15 protein-coding genes are annotated in these 16,038 nt (G+C 74.0%); 8 read left to right on the top strand and 7 right to left on the bottom strand.

What is annotated here, in order from left to right:
* Nucleotides 1-188: 188 nt before the first annotated feature.
* From panB to ACIPW5_RS10990, 3 genes are all read left to right on the top strand, one after another.
* The gene (gene panB, locus ACIPW5_RS10980) at nucleotides 189-1,049 is read left to right on the top strand and encodes a 3-methyl-2-oxobutanoate hydroxymethyltransferase (protein WP_401243352.1); all 861 of its coding nucleotides are present in this window, start codon (nucleotides 189-191) and stop codon (nucleotides 1,047-1,049) included.
* A 144-nt stretch (nucleotides 1,050-1,193) separates the two neighbouring features.
* Nucleotides 1,194-2,222 carry an ATP-binding cassette domain-containing protein gene (locus ACIPW5_RS10985; protein ID WP_401243355.1) on the top strand — a complete coding sequence of 343 codons (1,029 nt, stop codon included), beginning with the start codon at nucleotides 1,194-1,196 and terminating at the stop codon, nucleotides 2,220-2,222.
* On the top strand, nucleotides 2,219-3,067 hold the full coding sequence (locus ACIPW5_RS10990) for an ABC transporter permease (RefSeq protein WP_401243358.1): 849 nt from the start codon (nucleotides 2,219-2,221) through the stop codon (nucleotides 3,065-3,067). The genes ACIPW5_RS10985 and ACIPW5_RS10990 overlap by 4 nt, the downstream gene beginning before the upstream one ends.
* A 64-nt stretch (nucleotides 3,068-3,131) precedes the next feature.
* On the opposite strand, the gene ACIPW5_RS10995 is transcribed toward ACIPW5_RS10990, so the two are convergent.
* Entirely contained in the window at nucleotides 3,132-6,626 is a 3,495-nt protein-coding gene (locus ACIPW5_RS10995) for an AfsR/SARP family transcriptional regulator (RefSeq protein WP_401243361.1), read from the bottom strand.
* A 62-nt stretch (nucleotides 6,627-6,688) separates the two neighbouring features.
* Here ACIPW5_RS10995 and ACIPW5_RS11000 point away from each other — a divergent pair, with 62 nt between their 5' ends.
* Nucleotides 6,689-7,492, top strand: a complete 804-nt coding sequence (locus tag ACIPW5_RS11000) for a site-2 protease family protein (RefSeq protein ID WP_401243363.1) — start codon at nucleotides 6,689-6,691, stop codon at nucleotides 7,490-7,492.
* A gap of 9 nt (nucleotides 7,493-7,501) precedes the next feature.
* Here the strand turns inward: ACIPW5_RS11000 and ACIPW5_RS11005 are convergent, their stop codons facing one another.
* Both ACIPW5_RS11005 and npdG read right to left on the bottom strand, forming a co-directional pair.
* Nucleotides 7,502-7,687, bottom strand: coding sequence for a hypothetical protein (locus tag ACIPW5_RS11005; RefSeq protein ID WP_401243366.1), 186 nt, complete (start codon nucleotides 7,685-7,687; stop codon nucleotides 7,502-7,504).
* Between the two features lie 103 nt (nucleotides 7,688-7,790).
* Nucleotides 7,791-8,495: an NADPH-dependent F420 reductase gene (gene npdG / locus ACIPW5_RS11010; RefSeq protein ID WP_401243368.1), complete on the bottom strand. Its 705-nt coding sequence runs from the start codon at nucleotides 8,493-8,495 to the stop codon at nucleotides 7,791-7,793.
* An 84-nt stretch (nucleotides 8,496-8,579) separates the two neighbouring features.
* On the opposite strand from npdG, the gene ACIPW5_RS11015 reads away from it, so the two are divergent.
* Nucleotides 8,580-9,185 (top strand): hypothetical protein, encoded by a 606-nt coding sequence (locus ACIPW5_RS11015; RefSeq protein ID WP_401243371.1) that lies wholly within the window; start codon nucleotides 8,580-8,582, stop codon nucleotides 9,183-9,185.
* Between the two features lie 21 nt (nucleotides 9,186-9,206).
* Here ACIPW5_RS11015 and ACIPW5_RS11020 read toward each other — a convergent pair whose 3' ends face one another.
* Entirely contained in the window at nucleotides 9,207-9,443 is a 237-nt protein-coding gene (locus tag ACIPW5_RS11020) for a hypothetical protein (RefSeq protein ID WP_401243373.1), read from the bottom strand.
* 108 nt (nucleotides 9,444-9,551) lie between these two features.
* On the opposite strand from ACIPW5_RS11020, the gene map reads away from it, so the two are divergent.
* Both map and ACIPW5_RS11030 read left to right on the top strand, forming a co-directional pair.
* Nucleotides 9,552-10,409, top strand: coding sequence for a type I methionyl aminopeptidase (gene map / locus ACIPW5_RS11025; protein ID WP_401243376.1), 858 nt, complete (start codon nucleotides 9,552-9,554; stop codon nucleotides 10,407-10,409).
* Nucleotides 10,410-10,557: 148 nt separating this feature from the next.
* Entirely contained in the window at nucleotides 10,558-11,205 is a 648-nt protein-coding gene (locus ACIPW5_RS11030; protein ID WP_401243379.1) for a heme oxygenase (biliverdin-producing), read from the top strand.
* Nucleotides 11,206-11,235: 30 nt separating this feature from the next.
* Here the strand turns inward: ACIPW5_RS11030 and ACIPW5_RS11035 are convergent, their stop codons facing one another.
* The 3 genes from ACIPW5_RS11035 to ACIPW5_RS11045 are packed head-to-tail and all read right to left on the bottom strand — an operon-like array spanning nucleotide 11,236 to nucleotide 14,864.
* Nucleotides 11,236-11,886 (bottom strand): PhzF family phenazine biosynthesis protein, encoded by a 651-nt coding sequence (locus ACIPW5_RS11035; RefSeq protein ID WP_401243381.1) that lies wholly within the window; start codon nucleotides 11,884-11,886, stop codon nucleotides 11,236-11,238.
* Nucleotides 11,887-11,922: 36 nt separating this feature from the next.
* The gene (locus tag ACIPW5_RS11040) at nucleotides 11,923-13,389 is read right to left on the bottom strand and encodes an HtaA domain-containing protein (RefSeq protein ID WP_401243384.1); all 1,467 of its coding nucleotides are present in this window, start codon (nucleotides 13,387-13,389) and stop codon (nucleotides 11,923-11,925) included.
* A gap of 53 nt (nucleotides 13,390-13,442) precedes the next feature.
* Complete coding sequence (locus ACIPW5_RS11045; protein WP_401243387.1) at nucleotides 13,443-14,864, bottom strand: HtaA domain-containing protein; 1,422 nt, start codon at nucleotides 14,862-14,864, stop codon at nucleotides 13,443-13,445.
* 142 nt (nucleotides 14,865-15,006) lie between these two features.
* On the opposite strand from ACIPW5_RS11045, the gene ACIPW5_RS11050 reads away from it, so the two are divergent.
* A complete protein-coding gene (locus ACIPW5_RS11050) occupies nucleotides 15,007-16,038 on the top strand; it encodes a hemin ABC transporter substrate-binding protein (protein WP_401243390.1) in 1,032 nt (343 codons plus the stop codon).

Below are 16,038 nucleotides of genomic sequence, written 5' to 3' on the forward strand. Positions count from 1 at the left end.
AAGGGTTCCGGTTGTCACGAAACGCGCACATTGGCTCGGGCGCGCCCGGAGGCGGGCCAGGAGTGTGACGCACGGGTCAGCGCGCCGCGGGCCCGCCACTTCCGCCGACGGCCGGACGAGTGCCACCATGGTGGGTGAGTCCGGGGACGCCGTGAGGGCGCCTCGAGATGACACAAGGAGCAGTTGCAATGACGCATGCCGTTTCGCCTGCCCGCGAAGCCGCCTCCCCCACCCTGTACGGAGGCACTGGCACCCGGCGGATCACCGTCCGCGACCTCATGCTCGCCAAGGAGCGCGGCGAGAAGTGGCCCATGCTCACCGCCTACGACGCCATGACGGCGTCCGTGTTCGACGAGGCCGGCATCCCGGTGATCCTCGTCGGCGACTCGATGGGCAACTGTCACCTCGGCTACGACACCACCGTCCCCGTGACGATGGACGAGATGACCCTGCTGTCGGCGGCCGTCGTACGGGGCACCCGCCGTGCCCTGGTCGTCGGCGACCTGCCGTTCGGCTCGTACCAGGAAGGCGCCGTGCAGGCGCTGCGCAGCGCCACCCGGCTGGTGAAGGAGGCCGGTGTCGGGGCGGTCAAGCTGGAGGGCGGCGAGCGCTCGCTGCGCCAGACCGAGCTGATCGTGCAGTCCGGCATCCCGGTCATGTCCCACCTGGGCCTGACCCCGCAGTCCGTGAACGCCATGGGCTACCGGGTGCAGGGCCGCACCGACGAGGCCGCGCACCAGCTGCTGCGCGACGCGAAGGCGGCGCAGGACGCGGGCGCCTTCGCGGTGGTCCTGGAGCTGGTCCCGGCCGAGCTGGCCGCCGAGGTCACCCGGTCCCTGCACATCCCGACGGTCGGCATCGGCGCCGGTGCGGAGTGCGACGCGCAGGTGCTGGTGTGGACCGACATGATGGGGCTGACCGGCGGGAAGATGCCGCGGTTCGTGAAGCAGTACGCGGACCTGCGCCGGACCATGGGCGACGCGGCGAAGGCCTTCGCCCAGGACGTGGTCGGCGGAACGTTCCCGCAGGAGGAGCACGCCTTCCACTAGTCCCGGGAGTACCGACGGGCAGTACCGACAGGTAGTACCGACAGGTAGTACCGACAGCCCGCCGACGGTCCCGTCCGCGGGCTGTCGGCGGGCTGTCGGCCGGCTGTCGGGGCTTTGTCAGTGGCGCCTGGTCCCATGGTGGGCATGACGCGAAACGACAAGAACTCCCACGCCGTGGAAGTGCGGGGGCTGGTCAAGCACTACGGCGAGACCAAGGCCCTGGACGGGGTCGACCTGGACGTCCGCGAGGGCACCGTGCTCGGTGTCCTCGGCCCGAACGGCGCCGGGAAGACCACCCTGGTCCGCTGCCTGTCCACCCTGATCGTCCCGGACGCGGGCACCGCCACGGTCGCCGGGTACGACGTGGTCCGCCAGCCCCGGCAGCTGCGCCGCACGATCGGCCTGACCGGCCAGTACGCCTCGGTCGACGAGAAGCTCTCCGGCTGGGAGAACCTCTACATGATCGGCCGGCTGCTGGACCTGTCCCGCAAGGACGCCCGGCTCCGCGCGGACGAGATGCTGGAGCGCTTCTCCCTGACCGAGGCGGCGAAGAAGGCCGCCATGCACTACTCCGGCGGCATGCGGCGCCGCCTCGACCTGGCCGCCTCCCTGATCGGCCGGCCGGCCGTGATCTACCTGGACGAGCCGACCACCGGACTCGACCCGCGCACCCGCAACGAGGTGTGGGACGAGGTCCACCACCTGGTCGCGGAGGGCGCCACCGTGCTGCTCACCACCCAGTACATGGAGGAGGCCGAGCAGCTGGCGAGCGAGCTGACGGTCATCGACCGCGGCAAGGTCATCGCCAAGGGCAAGGTCGACGAGCTGAAGGCCCGCGTCGGCGGCCGCACCCTGCGGATCCGTCCGGTTGACGCGTCCGACCTGCCGGGCATGGCCCGCGCGCTGGCGGAGACCGGCCTGGACGGCGTCGCCGGCTCCCAGGCGGTGCCGGACGAGGGCGTGCTGCTGGTCCCGATCCTCAGCGACGAGCAGCTGACCGCCGTGGTCGGCCTGCTGGCCGCCCGCGGGTACGCGCTCGCCGACCTCGGCACGTACCTGCCCAGCCTGGACGAGGTGTTCCTGTCGATCACCGGCCAGAAGCCCGCGGCGGACGCGGACGCGGACGCCGTGCCCACCCGGAAGACCGAGACGGATCAGGAGGTCGCGGCATGAGCACCGTAACCACGACGAAGCCCAGCACCACCGCGGCCGCGGCGGCCGCCTCCCCACTGGACGGCGAGGGCCGGATCGGCCTGCGGGCCAACCTGCGCCACATCGGCGCCCTGGTCCGCCGCAACGCCCTCCAGATCAAGCAGGACCCGGAGTCGATGTTCGACGTCCTGCTCATGCCGATCATCTTCACGCTGCTGTTCGTGTTCGTCTTCGGCGGCGCGATCTCCGGCAAGGGCAACCAGGGCGACTACGTCAACTACGTCGTCCCGGGCCTGATGGCGATGATGGGCATGAACATCGCCATGGGCGTCGGCACCGGCGTCAACGACGACTTCAAGAAGGGCGTGATGGACCGCTTCCGGTCCATGCCGATCGCCCGGTCCTCGGTCCTCATCGCGAAGATCGTGGTCGAACTCGGCCGGATGATGGTCGCCATCGCGATCCTGCTGGCCGTGGGCTTCGCGCTGGGCCTGTCCATCAAGTCCTCGGTCCTGGACCTGTTCCTCGCCATCGGGCTCTCCGCCGTCTTCGGCGCCTCGCTGATGTGGGTCTTCATCCTGCTGGGTCTGACCATGAAGACCGCGCAGGCCGTCCAGGGCATGGCGATGCTCGTCCTGATGCCGCTGCAGTTCGGCAGCTCGATCTTCGCCCCGCCCACCACGATGCCCGGCTGGCTGCAGAGCTTCACCGACGTCAACCCGCTGTCCAACCTGGCCGACGCGGCCCGCGGGCTGATCAACGGCGCCCCACTGGGCGACTCCGTGTGGATCACCCTGGGCTGGTCGGTCGCCATCACGGCGGTCACCATGCCGATCGCGGTCCGCAAGTTCCGCCAGAAGACCTGATCCCGGGCAGGCCGGTCCGTCCGGATCGCGTCCCGGACGGCACCGCACGGGGGAGCCGGCCGGATCAGATGAGGGCGGTGGCCTCCTCCAGGGAGAGGCCGCCGCCTTCGGCGTGCGCCGCCTCGTACGCGGTGTCCCCCAGCGCCGCCCGCGCCCGTTCCTCGGCCCGGGCGGCGTCCTCGCGTTCCGTGGAGACCGGGACGTGCCCGGGCGGCAGGTGGGCGCGGTAGGCACCGATCAGCCGCGCGCCGTCGTGGACCTGCTCCGGGCCGCCGAGCCCGAGCAGGGCCACCGCGGCCGTCAGCAGGTAGAGGGCCGGCATGTACGGGGCGACCATCATCGCCAGCGGGTGCCGGACGGCCCCCGCGGCCTCGCGGACCAGCCGGAGGGCGTCCTCGTGCTTGCCCTCCTGGTTGTCCAGCCAGGCCGTCGTGGCGAGCAGGAAAACGTCGAAGACGGCGAACGCCCCGTAGGCGAACTCCTCGCGCAGCAGCCGGATCTGTTCCCGGGCCTCGGGGATCCGGCCGGTGCGGCCGTAGATCCCGGCGAGGAACATCCGGGCGGCGGGCACGGACTCGTTGGCGAACCGCACCACGCTGGTGAGGCTCTCCGTGAGGATCTCCTCGGCCTCCTCGGTCCGGCCGCTCTCGACGAGGGAGCCGGCCATCCGCACGCGCAGCACCGTCACCTGCGCCTTGGCGCCGAGCCGCTCGGCGTGTTCGATGGCGGCGAGGTAGTCCTGGGCCGACAGGTCGTAGTTCCCGCGCTTCTCCCGGGTCTCGGCGCGGGCCGACAGGGCCTCGGCACAGCCCCAGTCGTCGCCGAGCTCGCGGAAGAGGGCCAGGCTCTCGTCCGCGTCGCGGGAGGCGTCACCGGCCCAGTCGGCCCGGTTGGCCAGGATGTTGGCCCGCAGCTGGAGGCCGGAGGCGAGCTCCCAGCGGTAGCCGAGCTCGCGGGCCGTGTCGACGGTGGCGTCCACGACCCGCTTGAGCAGACCCGGGTCCCCCGCAATCATCACGGCGTAGATCCACAGGGAGGCCGGGGTCCGGCAGGTCTGCGGGAGCCCGGGCCGGTAGGTGGCGAGCACCCCGGCCACCTGCTCGCGGACCTCCGGGCTGTCCCAGTCGGTGTTCGACTGGTCCCGGGAGGCGAGCCGTACGAGGTGCAGGGCGCGCCAGCCCTCGGTGAGGAGCTCCCCGGAGTAGGGCGGCGGCGAGTCGACGAGCCGTTCGTAGAGGGGCTCGGCGGGGGCGTGGGGCGGGGCGAAGGGGTCGGGGCCGAGTTCGGCGACGGCGTCGGACCAGTGCCGGGCCTCGGCGCGCAGGTCCTGCATGTGCCAGTACCAGCCGAGGGAGTGGACGAGGCACAGCGCTTCGCCGGTGTCGCGGGTGGCGACCGCCCGGCGCAGGGCGGTGCGGAGGTTCTCGTACTCGGTGCCGATCCGGTCGGCGGCCGCGCGCTGGCCGTGGCCGCGGAGCAGGGGCTCGGTGGTCCGGGCGAGTTCGCGGAAGTGGACGAGGTGGCGGTGCTCGGTGGCCGCGCGGTCGCCGGCGGCCTCGGCGAGGCGCTCGGCGGCGTATTCGCCGACGGTCTCCAGGAGGCGGTAGCGCATGTCGCCGGCGGAACCGGGGGCGGCCACGACGAGGGACTTGTCGACCAGGTTGGCCATGGCGTCGGCGACGTCCCCGGTGCCGGGGTCCGCGCAGACGGCCTCGGCGGCGTCCAGGTCGCAGCCGCCGGCGAAGACGGACAGCCGGGCGAGCACGGCCCGTTCCGGCGCGTCCAGCAGGTCCCAGGACCAGTCGACGACGGCGCGCAGCGTCTGCTGGCGGGGCAGGACGGTGCGGGCGCCGCCGGTCAGGAGGCGGAACCGGTCGTCGAGCCGGTCGGCGATCTGGCGGGGGGTGAGCAGCCGCAGCCGGGCGGCGGCGAGCTCGATGGCGAGCGGAAGGCCGTCCAGGCGGCGGCAGATCTCGACGGCGGCGGCCGGGTCCGCGGCGACGCTGAACCCGGGCCGGGCGGCGGCCCCGCGGTCGTCGAGGAGCCGCAGGGCGACGGGGTCCGGGAGGGGTTCGACGGGACGCAGGAACTCCCCCGGCACGCCGAGGGGTTCCCGGCTGGTGGCGAGGATCCGGACGCCGGGGCAGTGGGTGAGGAGGCGTTCGGCGAGGTGGGCGGCGGCGCCGATGACGTGCTCGCAGTTGTCCAGGACGAGGAGCAGCCGGCGGCGGGAGCAGTGTTCGGCGAGCCGGTCGAGGGGGTCGTCCCCGCCCCGGTCGGTGAGGGCGCGCAGCTCCTCGGCGGCGGCGCCGCGCAGCTTGGTCTCGCGGGCGCCGAGGGCGGCGAGGACCGCCTCGGGGACGTCCTCGGGGTCCTCCACGGGTGCCAGCTCGACGAACCACACCCCGTCGGGCCAGCCTTCGCCCGCGGCGCGGGCGTGGGTCTCGGCGGCCTCCTGCGAGAGCCGGGTCTTCCCGGCGCCGCCGGGGCCGAGCAGCGTGACGAGCCGGGCCGCGGCGAGGTCGTCGCCGATGACCCGGATGTCCTCCTCCCGCCCGACGAAGGTGGTCAGCCGGGCCCGCAGGTTCCCGGGCACGGGGGCGACGGCCGCCGCCGGATCCGGGTCGGCGGGGGCGGCGGGGTACGGGGCCGGGGCGGCGCCCCCGGAGCCGGCGGCGGGCCGGACGGCCGGGTGGGCCGCGCCGTCGGCGTCGGTCCAGGAGGGCGCGGGCCGGTCGGCCGGGGCGGCCGGTGGCCGTACCGCGTCGGACCCGGGCCCGGGCTGCGCGGGACCCGCGGGCCGGGCGGCGCGGGGGTCGGCGGCGCCCGGTACGGGCGGGGTGGGGGGCGGTGGGGCGAGGAGTTCCGCGTGGAGGGCGCGGAGGGCCGGGCCCGGGTCCGTGCCGAGGCGGGCGGCGAGCTCCTGGCGGACGGTCTCGTACGCGGCCAGCGCCTCCGCCGGGCGGCCCGCCGCACGCAGGGCCCGGATCCGCAGCACCTGGAGGGACTCGTCCAGCGGCTGCCGCGCGCACAGTTCGGTCAGCTCCGGCAGGGCCTGCTCCGCCCCGCCCAGCGCCAGCGCCGCGCCCAGGCGGCCCCGGCGCGCGTCCATCCGTACGGCCTCCCAGCGCGCGGACTCGGCCGCCGGATCGGGGAGGGAGGCCAGCGCCGGGCCCCGCCACAGGGCGAGCGCCTCGTCGTACAGGGCCGCCGCCCGGGCCGGGTCCGGTTCGGCCGCGGCGGACCGGGCGAGGCGTTCGAAGCGGTACAGGTCGACGTCCTCGCGCTCCGCCTCCAGCTGGTAGCCGCCCTCCACGGACCGCACGGCCGCGTGCCCGAGCGCCCGCCGCAGCCGCCCCACCAGCGCCTGGAGCGCGGCAACGGCGTCGGCCGGCGGGTCGGCGACCCACACCTCGGCGACCAGCAGCCCGGCCGGGACCGCGCGGCCGGGGCGCAGGGCGAGGGCGGTCAGGAGCGCGCGCAGGCGCGCTCCGCCGACGGCGACGGGGCTCCCGTCGTCGCGGACGGCCTGGGCGGTGCCGAGAATCACGTAATGCACCGGGCCATTCTCCCCGGCCCCCGCGACCCCGGTGGCTCCGAGCCCGGGATAGGTTTCGCCGCATGGGTCATCAGGGCGTCCGCGGCGAGCGGCAGATCAGTTCCGTGTTCCTCGGCATCGTCGCCGTGATGGCGGTGACCGGCTGGGCGGTGTGGACGGACTACGCGGCGAGCCCGGGGCTGGCCGTGTTCCTCTTCGTCACGTCGGCGTGGGTGGTCTCGCTGTGCCTGCACGAGTACGCGCACGCCCGCACCGCGCTGCACGGCGGTGACATCACGGTCGGCGCGAAGGGCTACCTGACCCTGAACCCGCTGAAGTACACGCACCCGCTGCTCAGCATCGTGCTGCCGGTGGTCTTCGTGATCCTGGGCGGGCTGGGCCTGCCCGGCGGTGCGGTGTACATCGAGCACGACCGGATCCGGGGCCGCTGGAAGCACAGCCTGGTCTCAGCGGCGGGCCCGCTGACGAACGTGGCCTTCGCCGTCGTGTGCACGGCCCCGTTCTGGCTGGACGCCCTCGACGGGGTCCCGTTGCCGTTCCGCTTCGCGCTGGCGTTCCTGGCGCTGCTCCAGGTCTCGGCGGCGATCCTGAACTTCCTGCCGGTCCCGGGTCTGGACGGCTACGGGGTGATCGAGCCGTGGCTCCCCCACCGGGTCCGCCGCGAGCTGGCCCCGCTGGCGCCGTTCGCGCTGATCGGGGTGTTCGCGCTGCTGTGGATCCCGGAGGTGAACGCCGTGTTCTTCGACGCGGTGAGCGGGATCCTGCGCGGGCTGGGCGTGTCGGACCTGGACACCTACTGCGGCCGCGACCTGTACCGCTTCTGGCAGGGCTCCGAAGGGTTCTTCTGCACGGCCCCGCAGGGCTGACCGGACCGGCTACGCGGTCGGCTGCCGCTGCTTCTCGGCCTTGGCCTTGCGGATGTAGAACCAGGCCATGTTGGACGTGACGCCGGCCAGCAGCACCCACACGATCCCGAGGAAGCTGCCCTCGACGAAGGCGACCACGGCCGCGGCCACGGCAAGGACGCAGACGACAACGGCGAACACGGCAAGGCGGGGCATCCGGAACAGCTCCTCGGCGACACGGAAGGGGGGCGAACCCCTCCAGTGTCCCCCATCCCGCCCGGGCCCCGCCGCCGGTGCGGGCCCCGGGTGGGTGGTGGGGTCACACGTCCGTGAGGCGGAGGCCTGCGTGGGCCTTGTAGCGGCGGTTGGTGGAGATGAGGTTGGCCACCATGGCCTCGACCTGGTGGGCGTTGCGCAGGCGGCCCGCGAAGACGCCGCGCATGCCGGGGATGCGGGCCGCGAGGGCCTGGACGAGGTCGGTGTCGGCGCGGGATTCGCCGAGGACCATCACGTCGGTGTCGATCTCCTCCACCGAGGCGTCCTGGAGGAGGACGGCGGAGAGGTGGTGGAAGGCGGCGGTGACGCGGGAGCCGGGGAGCAGGGCGGCGGCCTGCTGGGCGGCGCTGCCCTCTTCGACCTGGAGGGCGTAGGCGCCCTGCTTGTCGAAGCCGAGCGGGTTCACGCAGTCCACCACGAGCTTGCCCGCGAGGTCCTCGCGCAGGGCTTCGAGGGTCTTGGCGTGGCCCTCCCACGGAACCGCGATGATCACGATGTCGCTGCGGCGGGCGCATTCGGCGTTGTCGGCGCCCTCGACGCCGAGGCCGAGCTCCGCGGCGGCCGTCTCGGCGCGGTCGGCGGCGCGGGAGCCGATGATCACCTTCTGGCCCGCGCGGGCGAGCCGGTAGGCGAGGCCGCGGCCCTGGTCGCCGGTGCCGCCGAGGACACCGACGACGAGGCCGGAGACGTCGGGGAGGTCCCAGGGGTCCTTGGCCGGCGGCTTCTGCGTGCTGTCTGAGGAAGTCATACGCGCGAGCGTACTGCCGGGTAGGCCGGACGAGGAGGGTCCGATGGTGCAGGATGCCGCCATGGACGCTGCCGTGGATGCCGCATGGATGCCGTGAGGGTGGCGCTGCTGCGCGAGGTGCTCGCCGGGACCCGGTGGCCGGACGAGGCCCGGCGGTTCGCGGGGTCGCTGCGGCGGTCGGTGGCGCCGGCCGGCGGCAGTCTGCTGCTGGTGGGCACCGAGCAGTACGAGCCCTGGCACCTGGCGGCGCACCTGGTGGACGAGGCCGCCTGGTCGGGCCAGCCGGAGCTGGCTCCGACGCTGGTGCGCCACCGCGTCCGGCCGGGCGAGCCGCCGCACCTGTCGGTGGGGCTGGGCCGGCTGGAGGCGGCCCGGCGCGGGCACACCCTGCTGGTGGTGGCCCCGGAGCAGCCGGGCGGGGGGCTGCTGGAGCGGGTGCACGACGCCCGGCGCGCGGGGGCGACCGTACTGTCCCTGGACGGCGGGGACCCGGACCTGGCCGCCCTCGCCCACGACGCCCTGTCCGTACCCGCCGCCGGCTCCGAGCTGGACCTGGACACCGTGCAGCACCTGGTCAGCGCGGCGGCCGGGGAGAACGGCCCGCCGCAGCGGCGGGGCACGCGGCGGCTGCGCGACCGGCTGGCCACCCTGGCCGACCGGCTGGCCGCCCCGCCGCCCAGCCGCTGGTAGGGGCGGAGTCGGGGAGGGCCGTCAGGGAGTGGCGCCGTCGTCGCCTTCGCGGGTCTTGTCGTTCCACTTGGGGTCGTTCTGCCATTCGAGGTTGCGCTCCTGCGCCGTCTCCATGGCGTGGGCGGCCTCCTCGGGCGTGGTGTAGGGGCCGAAGCGGTCCTTGGCGGGGCACTCGGGGCCCTCCTCCACCTTCTGGTGGACCAGGCAGTAGTACCACTCGCCCGGCTTGCCCACCTGGCGCTTCTTGAACAGGGCCATCGCCTTCGGACTCCTTCCGGCACGGTCTTCCGGTACCGCCGCTCGATACCGTTCGATACCGCTCCTCGTCGCCATGCTGCCCCATCCCCGCTGGATACACTCGCTTGCATGTCTGGCCAGTCGCTGCTCGTACCAGGCGAGCTCTCTCCCGCCCGTTCCGTCCCCGGAAACATCCGCCGGCCCGAGTACGTGGGCAAGCCCGCGCCCACTCCGTACACCGGACCGGAGGTGCAGTCGGCCGAGACCATCGAGGCCATGCGCATCGCCGGCCGGATCGCCGCCCAGGCGATGGAGGAGGCGGCGAAGCACATCGCACCGGGGGTGACCACCGACGAGCTGGACCGGGTCGCCCACGAGTACATGTGCGACCACGGCGCCTACCCGTCGACGCTCGGCTACCGCGGGTTCCCGAAGTCGCTGTGCTCCTCGCTCAACGAGGTCATCTGCCACGGGATCCCGGACTCGACCGTCCTGCGGGACGGCGACATCGTGAACCTCGACGTGACCGCCTACATCGGCGGGGTGCACGGCGACAACAACGCCACCTACCTGTGCGGTGAGGTGGACGAGGAGTCGCGGCTGCTGGTGGAGCGCACCCGCGAGGCCCTGAACCGGGCGATCAAGGCGGTCAAGCCCGGCCGTCAGATCAACATCATCGGCCGTGTCATCGAGTCGTACGCGAAGCGCTTCGGGTACGGGGTGGTCCGGGACTTCACCGGCCACGGCATCAACTCGTCCTTCCACTCGGGCCTGATCGTCCCGCACTACGACAGCCCGCACGCCACGACGGTCATCGAGCCGGGCATGACCTTCACCATCGAGCCGATGCTGACGCTGGGCACCCACGAGTACGACATGTGGGAGGACGGCTGGACGGTCGTCACCAAGGACCGCAAGCGCACGGCGCAGTTCGAGCACACGCTGGTGGTGACGGACAGCGGCGCGGAGATCCTGACCCTGCCGTAGGGGCCCCGGCGGCCCGATTTTGCCGGCCGAAGGGTTTTTACCGACAAGACGTCGGGAACACATTGACTTAGGTAAGCCTAAGCAGGAGGATCGGGGCGTGGCGGCGGCGTGCCGCCACGGCCCGTTCCTCTCCCGACGGAGGTCAGTCTTGGACGCGTTCTCCACGGTCATCCGTGTCGCCTCGCACGAGCAGCACACCGAAGCCGAGACCTCCTCGTTCATGAGCGACCTGCTCGGCGGACGGCTCGGCGTGGACGCGTACACCCGCTACACCGAACAGCTGTGGTTCGTGTACCGGGCCCTGGAGGACGGCGCCGAGTCCCTGCGGGACGACCCGGTGGCGGGCCCCTTCATACAGCCGGAGCTGATGCGCGTCGCCGAGATCGAGCGCGACCTGGCGCACCTGCTGGGCCCCGGCTGGCGCGACGCGGTCAGCGCGCTGCCGGCGACGCGGGCGTACGCGGACCGGGTCGCGGAGTGCGCCGCCTCCTGGCCGGGCGGGTACGTGGCCCACCACTACACCCGCTACCTGGGCGACCTCTCCGGGGGCCAGATCATCCGGGACAAGGCCGAGCGCACCTGGGGCTTCGAGCGCAAGGGCGACGGCGTGCGGTTCTACGTCTTCGCGGACATCTCCAACCCGGCCGCCTTCAAGCGGGGTTACCGGGAGCTGCTGGACGCGATCGCCGCGGACGACCTGGAGAAGCAGCGCATCATCGACGAGTGCAAGCGGGCCTTCGACTTCAACGGGGCGGTCTTCCGCGAGCTGGGCGAGGAGTTCCCGCTGACCGCGTAGGCCCCGGCCGGGCGGTCGGCGGATGGGGGCCTACGAGGCGAAGCGGACGCGGCCGCCGATCTCGACGGTGCCGTCCGGGCCGGGGGCGGTGAGGATCTGGGAGCCGGCGCCCTGGGTGATGTTCAGGGCGCGGTTCAGCTGGGCGGTGAGGAGGACCGCCGCCGAGCCGGTGGCCTCGTCCTCGGTGATGACCCCGTCCGGGCGGCGCGGGAAACCCCGGGCGCGGATCCGGCCCGCGGTCTCGTCCTCCCACGCCCACGCGTACAGCCAGCCCTCGCCGGGCGGCGGGGCGGGGAGGGCGTCGACCTCGGCGGGGGTGGCGTACTGCTCGGTGCGCTTGCCGGTGACCCACTCGGGGCGGGCCGTGATCCAGGTGAACTCCCCGTCGTCGCGCGCCCATACGGAGCCCACGGGCGGCTGGAGCTCCTCGATGTCCAGCAGCCAGGCGACCCCGACCAGCGGGTGTCCGGCGAAGGACATCCGCGTGCCGGGGGTGCGGATGTCGACGACCCCGCGCTCGGGGTCGTCGACGAACACCGTCTCGCTGTAGCCCAGTTCGGCGGCGAGGGCCTGCCGGGCGCCGTCGTCCGGGCAGGTGCGGCCGTCCCGGACGACTCCGAGCAGGTTGCCGAAGCGGCCGTCACCCGCGCAGAAGACCCTGATCACGTCTAGATCGTTCACGCTGGCATTGAAACACGCCGCCGTGTCCGGCCTCCGTCAGCTCAGGGCCGCCCGGCGGCGGCGCCCGAGGAAGACGGCGCCCGCGCCGGCCGCGACCACGCCCGCGGACGCGCCGAGCAGGGTGCCGGCCGGGACCTCGGCCCCGGTGGAGGCGAGGCTGCCGCCCGCGGAGCCGCCGGCCGAACCGCCCGCCGAGCCGCCGCCCGCGGAGCCGCCCGCCGTACCGCCGGTGGTGCCGCCCGTGGTGCCCGTGGCACCCGTGGTGCCGGTGGTTCCGGTGGGGCTCGCCGTCGGGAGGGGGGCGTCCTTGTCCACGGAGACGGAGAGGGTCACCGGGTCCATGGGCTTGCCCGGCTTGTACTTCTCGGGGACGGAGCCTTCGTTGGCGAAGACCGCCGACCCCTTCTCGGTGAAGACGGCGGGGACGGACGTGAGGGTCAGCAGGCCGTCCTTGGTCTTGTAGTCGCCCTTGGACAGGTCGAGGGTGGCGAAGGGGACGTCCTGGGTGGCGCCCTTCGCCGTCCTGGCGTCGAGGACCAGGGTGCCGGTCCCGCCCGCGGTCTCGATCCGGATGTTGCCGAAGGTCAGGTCGAGGCCGTGGGCGGCGTACTCGAAGCGCACGGCGCCTTCGAAGGCGGCGTTCAGCTTCCGCTTCCCGGCGTCGAGTTCGCCCTTGCCGAAGGAGAAGTCGAAGGTCTTGCCGTGCTTGGTGGCCCCGCCGCTGGTGGTGATCCCCTTCTCTCCTACGTAGTCGTGGAAGGAGCCCATCACGCCCCACGTCAGCTTGCCGCGGAGGATCTTCTGCGGCCCGCCGGCGGACGGGGAGGGGGCCGGGGCGGAGGAGGCGGACGTCGACGGGGACGGGGCGGTGGACGTCGAGGGGGACGGGGCGGGCGGCTCGGGGAACTTCAGGAGGGCCGTGAGCCTGTCGCCCTCGACGCCCTCGTAGGGGCCCGAGAGCTGCTCGGCGAGTTCCTTGGTGAGGGTGGTGGCCAGGCCGCTCATGTTCATCCCGGCGAAGGCGACGGTCGCCGCCGGGACGTCCTTGGCGAGCGTGCCGTTCCTGGTGATGTCGACCGTCAGCTTCCTGGTGCCCGTGTCGAAGCGGAAGTTCTCCATCTTGATGACGAAGCCGTGCGCCGCGCTCTCGAAGGTGACGCTGCCCTTGAACTGCGCCTTCACGACGTGGCCGGCGTCCTTGTCGTACTGGCCGGTGGCGGAGCCGAAGCGGAAGGTGCCGTCCGCGTTCTGCACGGCACCGTCCGCCGTGGTGATCTTGCCCTTCGCCATGCCCGTGACGTAGGTGCGGAACCGCGCGAGCACCCCCCAGTCGAGGGTGCCGCCGACGACGGGTACCGGTGCGGCGGCGGCCCGGGCGGCCCCGGCGGCGGGGGCGGGGGCGGCTCCCTCGGCCGCGGCGGGGAGGGCGAAGGCGGTGGTGCCGAGGGCGGCCGCGGTCAGTACGGCGGCCGCGACGGCGATCGGGCGGCGGTGCGAGGACATGGCTGAGGACTCCTGGAGGGGCGCGTGGCGAAAGGGACGGGAGCGAGGGGTGGTTACGGCGTGGTGCCGGACGCCGCCGCGCGGTGCCTGCGCACCACCAGCAGGGCGGCGCCGCCCGCCAGGACCAGTACGGCCACGGCCAGGGCCGCGTACAGGCCGAGGTCGGCGGATTCGCCCGCAGGGGCGGCGGCGGACGCGGGGGCCGGAGCGGCGGGGGACGGGGCGGCCGGGGTCCCGGCGGTGGTGGGCGGGGCGGTGGAGCCGAGGTCGGGCAGGGCGGGCAGCTGCGCACCGGCTTCGAGGGGGACGGCCAGCGAGACCGGGTCCATCCCGGTGCCCGTCGTGTAGAGGGAGCCGAAGGCCCGGGCGCCGCCTTCGGTGAGGGTGGCGGGGGCTTCGGTCAGGGTGGCGAGCTTCCCCTCGGCCTTGAGGCCCTTGGCGTCGAACTCGACGAGCGCCACGGCCGGCCTGGTCTGCCCGCCGGTGGTGACGTCGGCGGACAGCACGCCCTTGCCGTTCTCCACCGTGACGCCCACCCTGCCGAGCGTGAGGTCGAGCCGGGCGCCGGTGAAGCGGACGCTGCCGGCGAACTCGGCGGCGAGTCGGCCCTCCCGGCCGTCGTACGTCCCCTTGCCCTGCGGGAAGCGGAACAGCGCGCCGCCGTCCTGGGCGCCTTCGGCGAGGGTCCAGCGGCCCTGGCCGACGGGGCCGGTGACGTACTCGCGGAAGGTGCGGCGCACGCCCCAGTCGACGGCGGCGTCGGTGAAGGCCCCCTCGGCCCGCGGACCGGCGGGCGGGGTGCCGGACGGCTGTGCGGGCGGGGCGGGCTGCGGGGCGGAGGGGGCCGGCGGGGCCGTCCTGACGTCGGCGGACAGGCTGACCGGGTCGAGCTGCGCGCCGGCCTGGTAGTAGCCGGCGAAGGCCTGGGCGCCCTGGTCGGTGAGGGTGGCGGGGACGTCGGTCAGGACGACGGGGCTGCCGGCGCCCCTCATGTCGATGCCGCCGAGTCCGAGGGTGGCGAAGGGCACCTGCGGCCGGCTGGTGACCGCGCCGGTGTCCTTCGCCTTGCTGGTGACGTCCAGGTAGAGGGTGCCCCTGCCGCCGGAGATGCGGACGGTGGGGCGGCTGACGGTCAGGTCCAGTTCGTACGCGCCGTCGGGCCCGCGGTGCCCCTGGAAGGCCACCCCGCCCGAGAACGCGGCCTCGAACGCCCCGGAGGCGGGGTCGTAGGTGCCGGTCGCGGAGTGGAAGCGGAACAGGCTGCCGCCGACGGTGGCGGCTCCTCCGTTCAGCCGGAAACCGCCTTTCGCGACCGGACCGGTGACGTAACTCTGGAAGGAGGACTTGAGGCCCCAGTCGAGCCGTCCCCCCTGCACGGCACGGCCCTCCGCGCGGGCGGCGGAGGCCGGGAGCAGCGCCGCGAGCAGGGTCGCCAACAGGGTCACGGCGAACGCGCGGACGGGGCGTGCGGGCATGGGGTCCCCTCCAGGATCTGACGGATCAGGAGCCGGTGAGTAAGGTTAGGCTAACCTAAGTCATCCTGGCGGGACGGGAAACCCCTCGATCCGGCCAGCCTCCGCCCCCGCCTCCCGGCCGGACGATCAGGACGGTGTCCCGGTGCCCACGCCCGCCGCCCCCACCCGCTTCCCCCGCCTGGCCGTCGCCCTGGCGGCCCTCGGGACCGCACTCGCGCTCACCGCCGCCGGCTGCGCCGGTACGGACGCCCCTACGGGCCCCGCCGCCGGCCGCTCCGCCCCCGCCTTCCCCGACCGGGTGGAGCCGATCGCCGCCGCCGCGCAGCCCGCGCTGCCGGTGACGGTCGCCTCGGCCGACGGGACGCAGGTCACCGTCACCTCGGCGGACCGGGTCATCCCGCTCACCGGCGGCCTCAACGAGATCGTGCAGACCCTCGGCCTCGGCCCCCGGGTCGTCGCCCGGGACATCACCGCCACCTTCGAACAGGCCGCGGCCCTGCCGGTGGTGACCCGGGGCCACGAGGTCTCCGCCGAGAGCGTGCTCTCGCTGCGCCCGACGCTGGTCCTGGCGGAGACCACCACCGGCCCCGCCGAGGCCGTGCGGCAGATCCGCGACGCCGGGGTCCCGGTCCTCGTGGTCGCCCCCGCCAAGACCCTGGAGGACGTGCCCCAGCGGATCGGCGCCGTCGCGGCCGCCCTCGGGGTCGAGGAGGCCGGCGCGCAGCTGAACCGGCGGACCGCCGAGCGGATCGCGGCCGCCCGCGCGGGCGTTCCGGGGGGTGCCGCCAAGAAGCCCCGGGTGGCCTTCCTGTATCTGCGGGGCACCGCCTCGGTCTATCTGCTGGGCGGCTCCGACTCCGGCGCCGGCTCGCTGCTGGAGGCGGCGGGCGCGGTGGACACCGGCAAGGAGTCGGGGCTCGGCAAGGACTTCACCCCGATCACCAGCGAGGCCCTGGCCGCGGCCGCCCCGGACGCGATCCTCGTCATGTCCAAGGGCCTCGCGTCGGTGGGCGGCGTCGACGGCCTGGTGAAGATCCCGGGCGTGGCCCAGACCCCGGCCGGGCTGGACCGCAGGGTCGTCACCGTCGACGACGGGGTGCTGCTCAACTACGGTCCGCGCACCGACCAGGTGCTCGCCTCGCTGGTCGCGCAGCTCCACGGCAAGGGGGCCTGA

Source organism: Streptomyces sp. NPDC090077, from assembly GCF_044747545.1.
GTDB lineage: Bacteria > Actinomycetota > Actinomycetes > Streptomycetales > Streptomycetaceae > Streptomyces.